This window comes from Methylobacterium litchii (assembly GCF_038442315.1).
Taxonomy (GTDB): domain Bacteria; phylum Pseudomonadota; class Alphaproteobacteria; order Rhizobiales; family Beijerinckiaceae; genus Methylobacterium; species Methylobacterium litchii.
The window spans coordinates 75757-89894 of sequence record NZ_JBBXMY010000003.1 but is presented as its reverse complement, the minus strand read 5'-3'; the positions used below and the strand labels follow the sequence as shown (position 1 = coordinate 89894).

14 protein-coding genes are annotated in these 14138 nt (G+C 72.1%); 1 reads left to right on the top strand and 13 read right to left on the bottom strand.

The features are described 5' to 3' along the window. Positions 1-165: 165 nt before the first annotated feature. The 3 genes from AAHF99_RS07815 to gltX form a co-directional block, all read right to left on the bottom strand. Positions 166-1038, bottom strand: a complete 873-nt coding sequence (locus tag AAHF99_RS07815) for a DNA-3-methyladenine glycosylase family protein (protein WP_342163575.1) — start codon at positions 1036-1038, stop codon at positions 166-168. Between the two features lie 68 nt (positions 1039-1106). Then, complete coding sequence (gene gltA, locus AAHF99_RS07810; protein WP_243956376.1) at positions 1107-2396, bottom strand: citrate synthase; 1290 nt, start codon at positions 2394-2396, stop codon at positions 1107-1109. Between the two features lie 188 nt (positions 2397-2584). Further along, entirely contained in the window at positions 2585-4012 is a 1428-nt protein-coding gene (gltX, locus tag AAHF99_RS07805) for a glutamate--tRNA ligase (RefSeq protein ID WP_342163573.1), read from the bottom strand. A gap of 262 nt (positions 4013-4274) precedes the next feature. Here gltX and AAHF99_RS07800 point away from each other — a divergent pair, with 262 nt between their 5' ends. Continuing rightward, complete coding sequence (locus AAHF99_RS07800) at positions 4275-6446, top strand: ComEC/Rec2 family competence protein (RefSeq protein ID WP_342163572.1); 2172 nt, start codon at positions 4275-4277, stop codon at positions 6444-6446. Here AAHF99_RS07800 and lexA read toward each other — a convergent pair. From lexA to AAHF99_RS07750, 10 genes are all read right to left on the bottom strand, one after another. Continuing rightward, a complete protein-coding gene (lexA, locus tag AAHF99_RS07795) occupies positions 6440-7180 on the bottom strand; it encodes a transcriptional repressor LexA (RefSeq protein WP_342163571.1) in 741 nt (246 codons plus the stop codon). The genes AAHF99_RS07800 and lexA overlap by 7 nt on opposite strands. Before the next feature lie 116 nt (positions 7181-7296). After that, positions 7297-8340, bottom strand: coding sequence for an EscU/YscU/HrcU family type III secretion system export apparatus switch protein (locus tag AAHF99_RS07790; protein WP_342163570.1), 1044 nt, complete (start codon positions 8338-8340; stop codon positions 7297-7299). After that, the gene (gene sctT / locus AAHF99_RS07785; protein WP_342163568.1) at positions 8337-9140 is read right to left on the bottom strand and encodes a type III secretion system export apparatus subunit SctT; all 804 of its coding nucleotides are present in this window, start codon (positions 9138-9140) and stop codon (positions 8337-8339) included. Before sctT ends, AAHF99_RS07790 begins: the two co-directional genes overlap by 4 nt. A gap of 8 nt (positions 9141-9148) precedes the next feature. Beyond that, positions 9149-9424 carry an EscS/YscS/HrcS family type III secretion system export apparatus protein gene (locus AAHF99_RS07780; protein ID WP_243956388.1) on the bottom strand — a complete coding sequence of 92 codons (276 nt, stop codon included), beginning with the start codon at positions 9422-9424 and terminating at the stop codon, positions 9149-9151. Between the two features lie 13 nt (positions 9425-9437). Continuing rightward, positions 9438-10100: a type III secretion system export apparatus subunit SctR gene (gene sctR / locus AAHF99_RS07775; protein WP_342163565.1), complete on the bottom strand. Its 663-nt coding sequence runs from the start codon at positions 10098-10100 to the stop codon at positions 9438-9440. A 1-nt stretch (position 10101) separates the two neighbouring features. Continuing rightward, positions 10102-11181 carry a type III secretion system cytoplasmic ring protein SctQ gene (sctQ, locus tag AAHF99_RS07770; protein WP_342163563.1) on the bottom strand — a complete coding sequence of 360 codons (1080 nt, stop codon included), beginning with the start codon at positions 11179-11181 and terminating at the stop codon, positions 10102-10104. Then, positions 11178-11690, bottom strand: coding sequence for a hypothetical protein (locus AAHF99_RS07765; RefSeq protein WP_342163562.1), 513 nt, complete (start codon positions 11688-11690; stop codon positions 11178-11180). The genes sctQ and AAHF99_RS07765 overlap by 4 nt, the downstream gene beginning before the upstream one ends. Continuing rightward, positions 11666-13006, bottom strand: coding sequence for a type III secretion system ATPase SctN (sctN, locus tag AAHF99_RS07760; protein ID WP_342163560.1), 1341 nt, complete (start codon positions 13004-13006; stop codon positions 11666-11668). Before sctN ends, AAHF99_RS07765 begins: the two co-directional genes overlap by 25 nt. Continuing rightward, positions 13003-13599: a type III secretion system stator protein SctL gene (gene sctL, locus AAHF99_RS07755; protein WP_342163559.1), complete on the bottom strand. Its 597-nt coding sequence runs from the start codon at positions 13597-13599 to the stop codon at positions 13003-13005. The genes sctN and sctL overlap by 4 nt, the downstream gene beginning before the upstream one ends. Further along, positions 13592-14116: a hypothetical protein gene (locus AAHF99_RS07750; RefSeq protein WP_342163557.1), complete on the bottom strand. Its 525-nt coding sequence runs from the start codon at positions 14114-14116 to the stop codon at positions 13592-13594. Before AAHF99_RS07750 ends, sctL begins: the two co-directional genes overlap by 8 nt. Positions 14117-14138 lie beyond the last annotated feature (22 nt).

The following is a 14138-nucleotide window of genomic DNA, read 5'->3' as shown; positions in this document are numbered from 1 at the left end:
CTATAGCTGCGTTGCGAAGAGGCTCCAAGTGGGCCGAAAGTCGGAGAAAGCCGAGTTCTCACAGGCACGACGACGCCGCGCAGAGCAGAGATCGAACGCATTCAAAATCCGTTTCTCGAACGGCCAAACATTATTCGGTCGGGACAGGCATGGTGCCACATCAATTCAGTCGTGGCGGGGCGCCTCGTCGGACGCCCAGAGGTGCTGCGCGGCATAGCCCCGGTAGGGCCGCCACGCCTCGGCGCGGGCGACGAGTTCGGCCGGGCTCGGGCGGCCGGCGCCCCGGTCGAGAGCGCGCAGCAGGCCGACATCGCCCACCGGCAGGGCATCCGGCAGCTTGAGGGCGCGCAGGGCGATGTATTGCGCCGTCCAGGGGCCGATACCCCGGATGGCGGTGAAGCGCGCCACCGCCTCGTCCAGGCTCGCCGCCGGGGCGAACAGGCCCGGATCGGCCAGGAATGCCGCCGCGAGCGCCCGGATCGCGGCGCCCCGGGCGCGGGGCATGTTGAGGACGAGGGCGACGTCGGCCTCCACCAGATCCTCCGGCGCCGGGAACAGCCGTTCGAGCCCGGTCGCGGCCGGCATGGGCGCTCCGAACGCCTCCGCGAGGCGCCCGGCGAGGCGGCGCGCGGCGGCGACCGACACCTGCTGGCCGAGGATCGCCCGGCACCCGGTCTCGAACGGGTCCCAGGCGCCCGGCAGACGCAGCCCCGGCCGCGCCGCGACCAGGGGCGCGAGGTGCGGATCGCAGGAGAGGCAGGCGCCGATCGCGGCGGGGTCGGCCTCGCCATCGAACAGGCGGCGCAGGCGGGCCTCGACCTCCGGCCCATCGGACGGTGACAGGCCGGCGAGCGTCGCCACGAGCCCGTCCCCGCCGGGCTCCACCGTCACGGTGCCGGCCCGGCCCCCGAGTTGGACCGTGCGGGCATAGGGACCGGTTGCGTCGGCGCTCTCGACCCCGGGGATAGCCCGCGCCGCGAGGAAGGCGCGGATGCCCGCCCAATCGTAGGGCTGCCGGACGGGGAGGGTGACGATCACGAGAGGGGCGCCTCCGAAACGAGAAAGGCGGCCCGGAGGCCGCCTTTCGTCAGACCCTCGCGCCGGCCTCAGCCGCGCGAGTTGATCGGCACGTAATCGCGCTTGTCCGGGCCGACATAGAGCTGGCGCGGACGGCCGATCTTCTGCTGCGGGTCCTCGATCATCTCGGCCCACTGGGCGATCCAGCCCACCGTGCGCGCCACGGCGAAGAGCACCGTGAACATGTCGGTCGGGAAGCCCATCGCCTTCAGGGTGATGCCTGAATAGAAATCGATGTTCGGGTAGAGCTTCTTCTCGATGAAGTACTCGTCCTTGAGGGCGATCTGCTCCAGTTGCACGGCGACTTCGAGCAGCGGATCGTCCTGGTGGCCGAGTTCCTTTAGGACCTCGTGCGTTACCTTCTGCATCAGGCGGGCGCGGGGGTCGTAGTTCTTGTAGACGCGGTGGCCGAAGCCCATCAGGCGGAACGGGTCGTTCTTGTCCTTGGCCTTGGCGACGTACTTGCCGACGTTCTCGGGCTTGCCGATCTCCATCAGCATCTTCAGCGCCGCCTCGTTGGCGCCGCCATGGGCCGGGCCCCACAGGCAGGCGATGCCGGCCGCGATGCAGGCGAAGGGGTTGGCGCCCGAGGAGCCGGCCAGACGCACCGTCGAGGTCGAGGCGTTCTGCTCGTGGTCGGCGTGCAGGATGAAGATCTTGTCCAGCGCCTTGGCGAAGACTGGGTTCACCTCGTAATCCTCGCACGGCACGGCATAGCACATGCGCAGGAAGTTCGAGGTGTAGTCGAGGTCGTTCTTCGGATAGACGAAGGGTTGGCCTATCGAATACTTGTAGGCCATCGCCGCCAGGGTCGGCATCTTGGCGATCATGCGGATCGACGCGATCAGCCGCTGGTTCTCGTCGGTGATGTCGGTCGAGTCGTGGTAGAAGGCCGAGAGGGCGCCGACGGAGGCGACCATCACCGCCATCGGGTGCGCGTCGCGGCGGAAGCCGGTGAAGAACCGGTTCATCTGGTCGTGCACCATGGTGTGGCGCGTGACGCGGTAATCGAAGTCGGCCTTCTGTGCCTCGGTCGGCAGGGTGCCGAACAGCATCAGGTAGCAGGTCTCGAGGAAGTCACCCTGCTCGGCCAATTGCTCGATCGGGTAGCCGCGATAGAGCAGCACGCCCTCGTCGCCGTCGATGTAGGTGATCTTCGATTCGCAGGAGGCCGTCGAGGTGAAGCCCGGATCGAAGGTGAATGCCCCCGTCTGCGCGTAGAGCTTGCTGATATCGACGACGTCCGGCCCGATCGTACCGGATTTCACCGGCAGTTCGATCTGCTTTCCGTCCACGGTGATGGTGCTGGTGCCGCTCATGGGACGTGGACCCTTCTGGTGGGACGTGACGAGACCGGTTCCGCTCCCCCGAGGCGACCCCGGACTCGTGAGCGCACCGCACATTATTTTGCGGTTGCTCACAGAACCCCCGGTTAGCCGAACGGCAGTGCAGCGGCAACGGGCCGGGTGACAAAGCCTGCCGCCCGCAATGCGAAATCCGGGCCGAGTCAGGCCTGCGGGATCTGGTCCCCCAGGCGGGCGAGGCTCTCGGTTCGCCCCAGCACGGCCATCACGTCGAACAGGGGCGGGGAGGTGGTGCGGCCGGTGAGCGCCGCGCGTAGGGGCTGCGCCACCTGCCCGAGCTTGCAGCCGGCGGTCTCGGCGTACTGGCGCACCGCACCCTCGGTCGCCGCCGCGCTCCAATCGGGCAGGGCTTCCAGCGCCGGCAGCACCGCCGCGATGCGGGCGCGGCCCTCGTCCGACAGGAGGGCCTTCGCCTTCTCGTCGGGCACGAGGGGCCGGGCGGCGGTGAGATAATAGGCGCTGTCGAGGAGTTCGATCAGCGTCTTGGCGCGCTCCTTCAGCCCCGGCATGGCGAGCGTCAGCTTCTCCCGCAGGTCGTCGGGCAGGGGCACCGGGATGCCGCGCTCGGAGCCGACCTGGGGCAGGATCGCCTCGATGGCGGCCACCAGTTCGGCATCGCCGCTGTTGCGGATGTAGAGCCCGTTGAGGTTCGCGAGCTTCACGAAATCGAAACGCGAGGCCGAGCGGCCGACGGAGCCGAGATCGAAGGCCGCGACCATCTCCTCCGTCGAGAAGACCTCCTGGTCGCCGTGGCTCCAGCCGAGGCGGACGAGGTAGTTGCGCAGGGCCGAGGGCAGGTAGCCGAGGTCGCGATAGGCCTCGACGCCGAGCGCCCCGTGGCGCTTCGAGAGCTTGGCGCCGTCCGCCCCGTGGATCAGCGGGATATGCGCCATCTTCGGCACCTCCCATCCGATGGCCGAGAAGATCTGGCTCTGCCGGGCGGCGTTGGTGAGGTGGTCGTCGCCGCGGATGATCTGCGTGACGCCCATGTCGTGGTCGTCCACCACCACGGCGAGCATGTAGGTCGGCGTCCCGTCCGAGCGGAGCAGCACGAGGTCGTCGAGGTCGCGATTCGCCCAGGTGACGCGGCCCTGTACCGCGTCGTCCACGACGGTCTCGCCTTCGAGCGGCGCCCGCAGGCGGATGACCGGCTTCACGCCCTCCGGCGCCTCGGCGGGATCGCGGTCCCGCCAGCGCCCGTCGTAGCGCAGCGGCTTGCCCTCGGCGCGGGCCTGCTCGCGCATCTGGGTCAGCTCGTCCTGCGAGGCGTAGCAACGGTAGGCGCGGCCGGCGGCGAGCAGGTCGTCCACCACCTGCCGGTGGCGCTCGGCGCGGGCGAACTGGAACACCACGTCGCCGTCCCAATCGAGGCCGAGCCAGCGCAGCCCTTCGAGGATCGCGTCGATGGCCGCCTTGGTCGAGCGCTCCCGGTCGGTGTCCTCGATGCGCAGCAGCATCCGGCCGCCGTGGTGGCGGGCATAGAGCCAATTGAACAGGGCGGTGCGCGCCCCGCCGATATGGAGGAAGCCGGTGGGCGAGGGGGCAAAGCGCGTGACGACGGGAGACGACATCTTTTTTCGGACTGGCGGAGGAGCCGGCGGCGGCCGGGACCGGGATTGCGGGGGAAAGCGCGCCGACGCAAGTTCGATCCCTGCGTGTCGTCGCGTCGGCCTTTTCGCTGCCGGCGACAGGGCATTGCTCCGCCCGCCGGGTCAAGTGCCTGGGGGTGAGATCGCCCCATACCCCGCGCGACACTGTCGCCGGGCCCGGCCGCTACGCTAAGCATCGGCAGGGCGCCCGCGTCGTCGTGGGCGACGACGTGGACGGCTCTCGATGCAGCGGATCGGTGCGGGATTGGCGGCGGGGGCGAGCGCCCGCCTCCGCGCCCCGGACCTCGCGCTCGGCGCCCTGCACGGCCGCCTCCTGCACGCCCTCGCCCTGGAGGCCGGGCAGCGGCGGCTGTTCCCCTGGCTCGCCGTCGCCTTCGGGGCCGGCATCCTCGTGTTCTTCGCTTGCGCCGACGGGCGGCCCGTCCTGCCCGCGCCGCTGGCGGCCGGCGTGGCCTGCCTCCTCCTCGCCACCCGGCTCGGCACGCGGCCGGGGACGATGGCCCTGGCGCTCGCCCTCGGTTTCGCCTGCCTCGGCTTCTTCGCCGCCGCGTGGCGGGTCGAGCGCGTCGCCGCGCCGGTCCTGACGCGGACCCTGGTCGGCCCGCTCACGGGGCTGATCGAGGCCCTGGACGAGCGGGAGGAGGGGGCGCGGCTCATCGTGCGCGTCGAGAGTTTCGGCACCCTGCCGCCGGAGGCGCGGCCCCTCCGGGTGCGGGTCTCCTTCCGCAAGGCGCCGCCGCTCAAGCCGGGCGACACGGTGAGCGCCACGGCGCGGCTGCTGCCCCCGCCCGAGGCCGCGCGGCCGGGGGGCTACGACTTCGCCCGGGACGCGTATTTCCAGGGCATCGGCGCGGTGGGCTCGCTCACCGGGGCGATCACCGTGCGGCCGACGCCGGACCTGCCGCCCGCGCTCCGGTTCGCCGCCACCCTGGACGACGCCCGCAACGCCCTGACCCGACGGATCGCCGACAGCTACGGCGGCCAGCCCGGCGCCGTCGCCGCCGCCCTCGTCACCGGCAAGCGCGGACTGATCGGCCCCCAGGCCAACGACGCCCTGCGCGCGGCGGGCATCTACCACGTCGTCTCGATCTCCGGCCTGCACATGGTGCTCGCGGCAGGCGTCGTGTTCTGGCTCGTCCGGGCGCTTCTCGCCCTCGCGCCCCATTGCGCGCTGTTCTGGCCGGTGAAGAAGATCGCGGCCGGCACCGCCATGGCGGGCGTCACCGCCTATTGCGCCTTCTCCGGCTGGGACATCGCCGCCGAGCGCAGCCTCGTGATGACGCTGATCATGCTGGGCGCGATCCTCGTGGACCGGCCCGCCCTCTCGATGCGCAATCTCGCGCTCGCCGCCCTGATCTGCCTCGCGCGGGAGCCCGAGGCGCTGCTCGGGCCCAGTTTCCAGATGTCCTTCGGCGCGGTGGCGGGGCTCGTCGCCTGCGCCCGGCTCATCGATGGACGGCTCTTCCTCACCCCCGGCGCGGGACGGCTGGGGCGGACTCTGGGGCTCCTCGCCAGGGCCGTCGTCGGCACACTCACCACGACCCTCGTCGCTCAAATCGCGACCGCCCCCTTCGCGACCTACCATTTCCAGACGGTGCAGCCCTTCGGCGTGCTCGGCAACGCGCTGACATTGCCCCTCGTCTCGCTGGTGGTGATGCCCTGCGCCGTCCTCGGGACGCTCGCCTATCCCTTCGCCCTCGACCGGCCGGTCTGGTGGATCATGGGCCAGGCGGTGGCGGGGATGCTCGCCATCTCGGAGTGGATCGCCGGGTTCGGCCGCGCCGTCCTCGTAGTGCCGGCCTTCGGGACGGGGGCCCTGCTGCTGCTGGCGGCGGCGCTGCTCGTCGCGACCCTGCCGGTCTCGCCCCTGCGCCGCCTCGCCCTGCTGCCGGCCCTGGCGGGGCTCGCCTTCGCCGCCCTGCCGCAGCGGCAGGATCTCTATATCGACCGCCAGGGTGCGGGGGCGGCCCTGCGCGGGCCGGACGGGCGGCTCACGGTGCTCGGCAAGCCGCCGGCCTTCGTGCTGGAGCAATGGCTGAAGGCCGATGGCGACGGGCGCCGGGCCGGCGACCTCCTCGCCGCGCCCCCGTTGGGCCGCTGCGACCGCCTCGGCTGCACCGCCCGCCTGCCGGACGGCCGCGCCGTCGCCCTGGTGAAGGACAGGCGGGCCTTCCCCGAGGATTGCGCCCGCGCCGCCGTCGTCGTCAGCGCGCTGAAGGCGCCGCCCGATTGCGCCGCGCCCCTCGTGATCGACCGGCACCGCCTCGCGGAAAGGGGCGCCGTGTCCCTCAGCCTCGGCGGCGGCGGCGCCCTGGTCCCGACCTATGCGCACGAGGCGCGGCGCGCCCCGCCCTGGCGGTCTGGCCGGGAGCCGGAGCCCCCGCCGGATCAGTAGCGGCGGACGAGGCTCACCAGCCGGCCCTGGATCCGCACCCGGTCGGGCCCAAGGACGCGGGTCTCGTAGGCCGGGTTCGCCGCTTCGAGGGCGATGGAGGAGCCGCGCCGACGCAGGCGCTTGAGGGTCGCCTCCTCGTCGTCGATCAGGGCGACGATGATGTCGCCGGTATTGGCGGTCTCCTGCTTGCGGATGACCACGAGGTCGCCGTCGAGGATGCCGGCCTCGACCATCGAATCGCCGCGCACTTCGAGGGCATAGTGCTCGCCGCCGGCCAGGAAGTCCGGCGACATGGTGACGGTGTGGCTCTGGTTCTGGATCGCCGCGATGGGCGTGCCCGCCGCGATGCGACCCATGACCGGGATGGAGACGCCCCGGAACTCCTCGTAGGCCCGTGGCTGCGGCGCGGCGGCCGGCGGCAATTTGGCGAGGCCACCCTCGACCACGCTCGGAGTAAAGCGACGGGGCTCCGGCGCGGCAGCAGCCGCCGCCTCGGCAGCTTCCGCCCCGCGCCCCAGGGCGTCGGGCAGGCGAATCACCTCGATGGCCCGCGCGCGGTTCGGCAGGCGGCGGAGGAAGCCGCGTTCCTCCAGGGCGGTGATGAGGCGGTGGATGCCGGATTTCGACTTGAGATCCAGGGCGTCCTTCATCTCATCGAAGGACGGCGGCACGCCGCATTCCTGCATCCGCTGCTGGATGAAGCGCAGGAGGTCCAGCTGCTTGCGGGTGAGCATGGGTCGGGTCTCGCAAAGGGGCGCCGGGCGCAAAGAAACAAATCGCGAACACGTTAAGCGTTCCGCAAGTGTTCCGCAAGAGACAAGCTTGGCCTTGAGTGAGGCGGGCGAGCCTTTCAGGTTTGCATGGTGGCGTAGATCGCCTGCGCCGCCCGGTCGAAGAAGCGGTTCGGCAGGATCGTGCCCGGCGGGACCTTCTTCGCCAGGGAGACCGCGAGCCATTCGTCCGCCACGGTCGGAATGCGCAGCGCCGCCCCGGCCGCGAGCATCGCGTCGGCCCGTTCGTCGCGGGCGCGGCAGACGATGACGGGTGCGGTGCCCTCGCTCGCCACGTAGCGCATCCCGACCACCACGCCGCGCCCCCGGATCAGGATCGTCGCGCGGTCCAGCCCGGTGCGGGGGAGCGACGCGGCCTCCTGGCGGTGGCGGCGATGGGCGTTGCGCACATGCGGATCGCCCTCCTGATCCTTGTGCTCCTTCTTCACCTCGCTCTTGCTCATTTTCATGTCGCGCAGGAACAGCCAGCGCTGGATCAGCACGTCCGCGAGGCCGGCGGCGAGGGAGATTCCGGCCGTGGTCTGCAGGAGGGACTTCGCGTTCGCCGCGATGAGGGAGCCGAGGCAGGGCATGCCGCAGGCCGGCAGGAGCGGCAGCGAGCGCACGGTCTCCAGGATGACCGTGAACAGGGCCGCGGCGAGGATCAGCGCCTTCAGCAGGCCCTTGCCGAGTTCCACCAGCGCCTTCGCGGCGAACAGCCCGGCGAGACCCTTGATCGGGTTGAGCTTCGAGAATTTCGGCTTGAGCGGGTCGAGGGAGACGACCACGCCCTGCGTCGCGAGCACGCTGGCGAGGACGACCATCGCGAAGATCAAACCGAGCAGGGGCAGGAGGGTGATCGCCGCGAGGTCGGCGAGGTTCGCCGCGACCTGCGGAAGCGCCTCCGCGAAGGGCGCGTTCTGGAGGCGCAGGGCCTGCCGCATCGCGTCGCGCAGGCGTTCGGTCAGGCTCCCGGACTGGCCGGCGAGGACCATCGCGGCGGCGGTGAGGGTGAGGGCGCCCACAAGGTCGCGGCTCTTGGCGACCTGCCCCTTCTTGCGCGCGTCCTGAAGCTTCTTCCGGCTCGCGGGGTGGTTCTTCTCCTCGCTCGATGCGCCGCTCACCGCAGGAACTGCCCGAGCCGCGCGGCGAGCTCCCGCGTGGTGGCGACCTCGCCCCCGACGTAGTGGAACAGCGCATGGGCGTAGACGAGCAGGAACACCACCGACGCGGCGTTCTTCAGCATCCCCCCCTGCTCGCCGAGGTGGAGCGAGGGCGCGATCCGCCCGAGCAGCGCGACGGACAGTTCGAGCAACAGCATCAGCCCGATCACCGGCCCGCCGACGGTGAGCCCCACGCGCAGCACGTGGTCCACGACGCGGCCGACCTCGTCCACCGCGTCGCGTTCGGAGGCGAAGCCGGGCAGGGCACTGCCGACCGGCCAGAGGGTGTAGCTGCCGTAGAGGATGTCCACGACGAGGTTCATCCCGTCGGCGGCGACGAAGATCGTGATCGCCAGGAGGCCGAGGAGCAGGTTCGTCGCCGAAGCCTGCGACTTCGACGAGGGATCGCTCGGCCCCGCCGGGTTCGAGATGCCGCGCTGGGTGTCGATCAATTCGCCGACCGCCTGGATCGCCCAAAACGGCGCGCCCATCAGGTAGCCGATGACGAGCCCGACGAAGAGCTCCTTGAGCCCGATGAGGGTGAGGCTCACGGCCGAGAGATCGGCCGGCACGAGCCCCGCCGTGCCGAGGATCGGCAAGGCCAGGGCGGAGGCGAAGGCCATCCGCAGCAGGTTGCCCAGTTCCGCGCGGGTGAAGACCGGCAGGATCAGCATGAGCCCGACCGGCCGGCTCATCCCGATCGAGGCCACCGTCACCCAGCGCGCCGCCTCGATGCCAAGGTCTCCGAGGCCGTCCGGCATGGGCCGGCTCAGCCCCGTCGCGTCAGGGCGGGGAAATCGGTGAAGAGCTGCTTGGCGCTCTCGAACATCGGCGCCGCGAGGATGGGCGAGAACAGCACCAGCACCGCGATGACCACCAGCAGCTTCACCGTCTGCGGCATGGTCTGATCCTGGATCTGCGTCGCGGCCTGCAGGATGCCGACGATCAGCCCGGCCACCAGGGCCGCGCCGAGGGGCGGCAGCGCCAGGATCATGAACTGCAGGAGCGCGGCGCTCATCTGCGTCTCGATGTCGGCACCGTCCATGGGGCGCTCCCGGTCAGGGCTCCACCGCGTAGCTCAGCACGAGCCCGTGCATGAGGCGCGACCAGCCGTCGATGGCGATGAACAGGAACAGCTTGAACGGGGTCGAGATCGTCGTCGGCGTCACCGACGACATGCCCATCGCCATCAAGATCGTCGTCACCACGAGGTCGATGACGACGAAGGGCAGGTAGAGCAGGAAGCCGATCTCGAAGCCGCGCTTCAGTTCGGAGATGAGGAAGGACGGCACGAGGATGCGCAGATCCTCCGGCCCGACGCTCTCCCGCGCCGGTTCGGGCCAGACCCGCCGCGTCGCGTCGAGGAAGAACTGCCGCTGCTCCGGCGTCGTGAAGCGCATGAGGTGGTCGCGCACCGGGTCCGCCGCCCGGCGGCCCGCCTCCACCCAATCCGCAATGGTCTGGTAGGTGAGGTGCGGCTCGGAGGCACGCGCGAACATCTTCTTGGCCACGGGGGATGAGACGTAGACGGTGAGGATCAGCGCGGCGCCGTAGAGCACCATGTTCGGCGGAATCTGCTGCGTTCCGAGGGCGTTGCGCACGAGGAACAGCACCACCGCGATCTTCATGAAGGCCGTGGTCGTCACGATCACGAAGGTCAGGAGACCGATTCCGACCGTGACGGCGACGAGGGACAGGATGCTGGGTTGGACCTCGCTCATGTCAGGCGTCCCGGCCCTGCCCGAACAGGCGCACGACCCGCACCCCGAGACGCTCCCCGATGGTGACGATCTCGCCCCGCCCGATGCGTGAGCCGTTGACCACGAGGTCGACGGCCTCGTCCGGCGCGACGCCGAGATCGAGGATGTGGCCGGGGCCGACATCCTTGAGTTCGGCGAGGGTCATCACCTGCCGCCCGAGCTCGAAGCTCAGCGTCAGGCCCACCGCGTCGAGGCCCGACCCCGCCGTCTCGGCCTCGTTCGTCGCGGCCTGCCCCGTGGACTCGTTCATGCCGTCCGTCCCCCGTGCCATCGCGCCGGCCGAGATCGGCCGGAATGCGGTTCTCAGTTTCGCCCGCCGGGCGTCCGCTGCCGCCATCGCGGCATGGGTGGTGCCGAGGACGAGGCGGATCGCCCGCCGCTTCGGATGCCAGAGGTCGGGCAGCACCACGTCGCCGGGGCTGAGCCCGGCGATCTGCCCCGCGCTCAGCCGCGTGATGCCGGCTTCCCAGGCGAGGGGCAGGGCGATCTCGGGCACCGGGACATCCCGCTTCGGCAGCCGCCGCAGCACGGCGAGCGCCGCGTCCGTCGCCGCGCCCGAGGGCGGGAGCGCGAGGAAAGCCGTGAAGGCCGCGCCGTCCAGCGCCCCGTCGAGGCGCAGCATCACCGCGCCGGGCCGGCGCGCGGCAGGGGCCACGGCCTCCACGCGGAGCGTCCGGCCGGTGATCCCCTCGGCGACGTCGAGGAGCGGGGCGAGGGCGAGTTCGAGGAGGAAGAGGCCCGCCGGCCCCGGCGGCAGCGCGGGGAGGTCCGCCTGCACCGCCTGCGCGAGCCGGTCGAGGATCGCCCCCGGCAGGCGCAGGGCCAGCGTGTCCGCCTCCGCGACGGCGAGGGTGATCTCGGTGTCCTCCGGCGACGGCGCGGGTTCGTCCGCGACTCCGGCGGGGGCGAGGCGCAGGGCCAGCCCCTCGATGATCGCGGAGAGGCCATCGCGGGGCCGCGCGACCGCGTTGAGCACCGCGACCGCCGCCGGGTCGATCCACGTGCGGGGCGTATAGCGCCGGGGGGAGGGACGAGCGTTCATCGGCGCACGCGCGCGGCCCCGAGCCGGTCGAGGGTGTCGTCCTCGGCGGCGGCTTCCTCAGCCCGCTCCGCTGCCGTCCGGCGCGCCGACAGGATACGGGTGCGCACGCGCTCCCACCGTTTCGCCTCGCCCATCCGGGCGGCATGGCGGGCGCGGGCCTGCGCCAGCACCATGGTGGCGGCCTCGGCATCGGCCGCGTGCTCCCTGACCTGCGCGTGGGCCTTCGCGACCTCCTCCGCCCATCCCGCGATCCGCAGGCGGGCCTCCACGAGCGCGGTCAGGCCTAGGGAGGCGCCGTCGAGCTTGGCCCGAAGCACCCGCTCGTTCTCCAGGCGCTCGGCCTCGCGGGCCTCGGCCTCCCGGCCGGCGCGCAGGGTTTCCGCCTCCGCCATCTCCCGCGCGGCGAGGCCGGCGCGGACGGCACGGCGCGCCTCGTCCTCCCGGCGGCTCCGCAGGGTCTGGAGCCGGGCCAGATCGACCAGCCTCACGCGACGAGACGCTGCATCCACGCGACGCTCTCCTCGAAGACGGTGGTTTCGTGCTCGCCCTGGCGCAGGAAGCCGCGCAGGTCGTCGATCCGGGCGATGGCCTTGTCGGTGAGGGTGTCGGAGCCGGACTTGTATTCCCCGACCTGCACGAGGAATTCGGCCTCCTGGTAGCGGGCCAGCAATTGCCGGAACCGGCCGGCGGCCTTCACGTGCTCCGGCGAGGCCACCGCGCCCATCACGCGGGACCGGCTCACCAGCACGTCGACGGCGGGATGGTGGTTCTGCGCGGCGAGGCTCGGCGAGAGCACGATGTGCCCGTCGAGGATGCCCCGCGTCTCCTCCGCGATCGGGTCGCCGCCGCCGTCGCCCTCCACGAGGACGGTGTAGAAGGCGGTGATCGAGCCCGTCTCCCCGGGCCCCGCCCGCTCCATCAGCCCCGGCAGGCTCGCGAAGACGGATGGCGGGAAGCCGCGCCGCGTCGGAGGCTCCCCCGCCGCCAGCCCGATCTCGCGCAGCGCCCGGGCGAAGCGCGTGACCGAATCCATCAGCAGGATGACGCGCCGGCCCTCGTCCCGGAAATGCTCGGCGATGGCGGTGGCGGCGTAGGCGGCCTGCATCCGCTCGATGGCCGACCGGTCGGAGGTCGCCACCACGAGGACGCTGCGGGCCATGCCCTCCGGCCCGAGATGGCGCTCCACGAATTCGCGCACCTCGCGCCCGCGCTCGCCGATCAGCGCCATCACGCAGATGTCCGCCTGCGCGCCCTTCACGATCTGCGCCATCAGCGAGGATTTGCCGCCGCCGGGCTCGCCGTAGATCCCGAGGCGCTGCCCGTCGCCCACGGTGAGCAGGCCGTCGATGACGCGCACGCCAAGGGGCATCGGCCGCGCGATGAGCTGCCGCTTGAGCGGGTTCGGCGCGGTGCCGCGCAGGGAGCGGGTCCGGCAGCCGGCCAGGGAGGCGCCGTCGTCGAGGGGCTGCCCCCGGCTGTCGAGGATGCGCCCGAGAAGGGCCTCCCCCACCGGTACCTCGACCATCCGGCCGGTCGGCACCACCTCCGTGCGGGCGGACAGGGACTCGATGGCCCCGATGGGCGTCAGGATCGCGGCCTCGTCGGTCAGGCCGACCACCTCGGCCTCCAGGCGGGTGCCGCCGCCGGGATCCTCCAGCCGGCACAATTCGCCGATGCGGACACCGGGCACCACCGCCTGGATCACCGTGCCGATGGCCGAGACGATGCGCCCGCGCACCGGCCGCGTGTCGATGTCGGCAACGGCCGCGCGCAGGCGGGGCAGGGCCTCCGCGAGCCCGCCTTCGGTGGAGTCCGTCCCACTCACGGCCGTGCCTCCGCCCGGAGGAGGCCGTCGCGCAGGGCGCGCAATTGCGCTTCGACGCCGAGTTCGACCCGGCCGACCGTACTGCGCAGGGTGCATTCGCCGGGGGCGAGGCTCGGATCGGGCTCGATCCGCAGGGCGTGGCCGCCGAGCCCTTCCAGGGCCTTGCGCACCGCATCGGCCTCGCCGGGGGCGAAGCGCAGCACCGCCTGGGCATCGGGGCGGAGCCGTTCCACCGCGTGGCCGACGACGCGGGCGATGCGATCCCCCGGCTCGAACTCGCCGAGGATGCGGGCGACGAGGTCGTGGACGAGGGTGGGCAGATCTCGCTCCAGGGCCGCGATGTAGTCCGTCGCGCGGGTCGCGGTCTCGGCCACGAGGCGGGCCGCCTCCTCGGCCCCCGCCGCGCGCCCCTCCGCATGACCGCGCGCCCGCTCCGTTTCGAGGAGATCGCGGGCCCATTCCCGCGTTTGCGTCGCGTGCTGCCGCGCGGCGGCGAGCGCCGCCTCGGCCTCGCCCCAGATCGCCACCTCGGCGGCTTTCAGGATTGGGCCGTCGGGACGCAGGCGAGGGGGAATCGGAGCTTCGTCAGACACCGGCGCCGGCCTCCGCATTCCCAGGCGGCGCGAAGGAGCGCGCGACGGCCTCTATCACCGCCTCCGTGTCGATGGCCTCCGTGGGCTCCGTGCCAGCCAGACCGGGGGGCAGCGCCAGAAGGATCGCGGCACGCAGCGGCGCCGCACGGGTCCGCAGCCATGCACCGAGGCAAGCGGCGCCGTCGCGGCGGATCGCCCCCGCGAGGTCGCCGCCGTGGTCGCGGGCAGGCGCCTCCGCACCGTGGCGCAGGCCGAGGGCATGCGCCTCCCGCCCGATGGCCGCCACGAGGGCCGCCACGTCCGGTCCCGTGAGAACGCTCCGGATCGCCCGTCCGTGCAGGATCGCCCCCGCCCGGCGCACGGCCTCCGCAGGGTCGGCGAGGAGCCAGGCCGGCGCGTCTCCCGCGCCCACCGGGCCGCTGCCGAAACACGCGTCGAGGCGCCCGCGTAATCGTGCGCAGGCGAGGAGGCGGACGAGGGTGGCATCGCTCAGCCCCCCGTGGAGGGTGGCGCGCATCCGATCCGGATGGATCCGCATC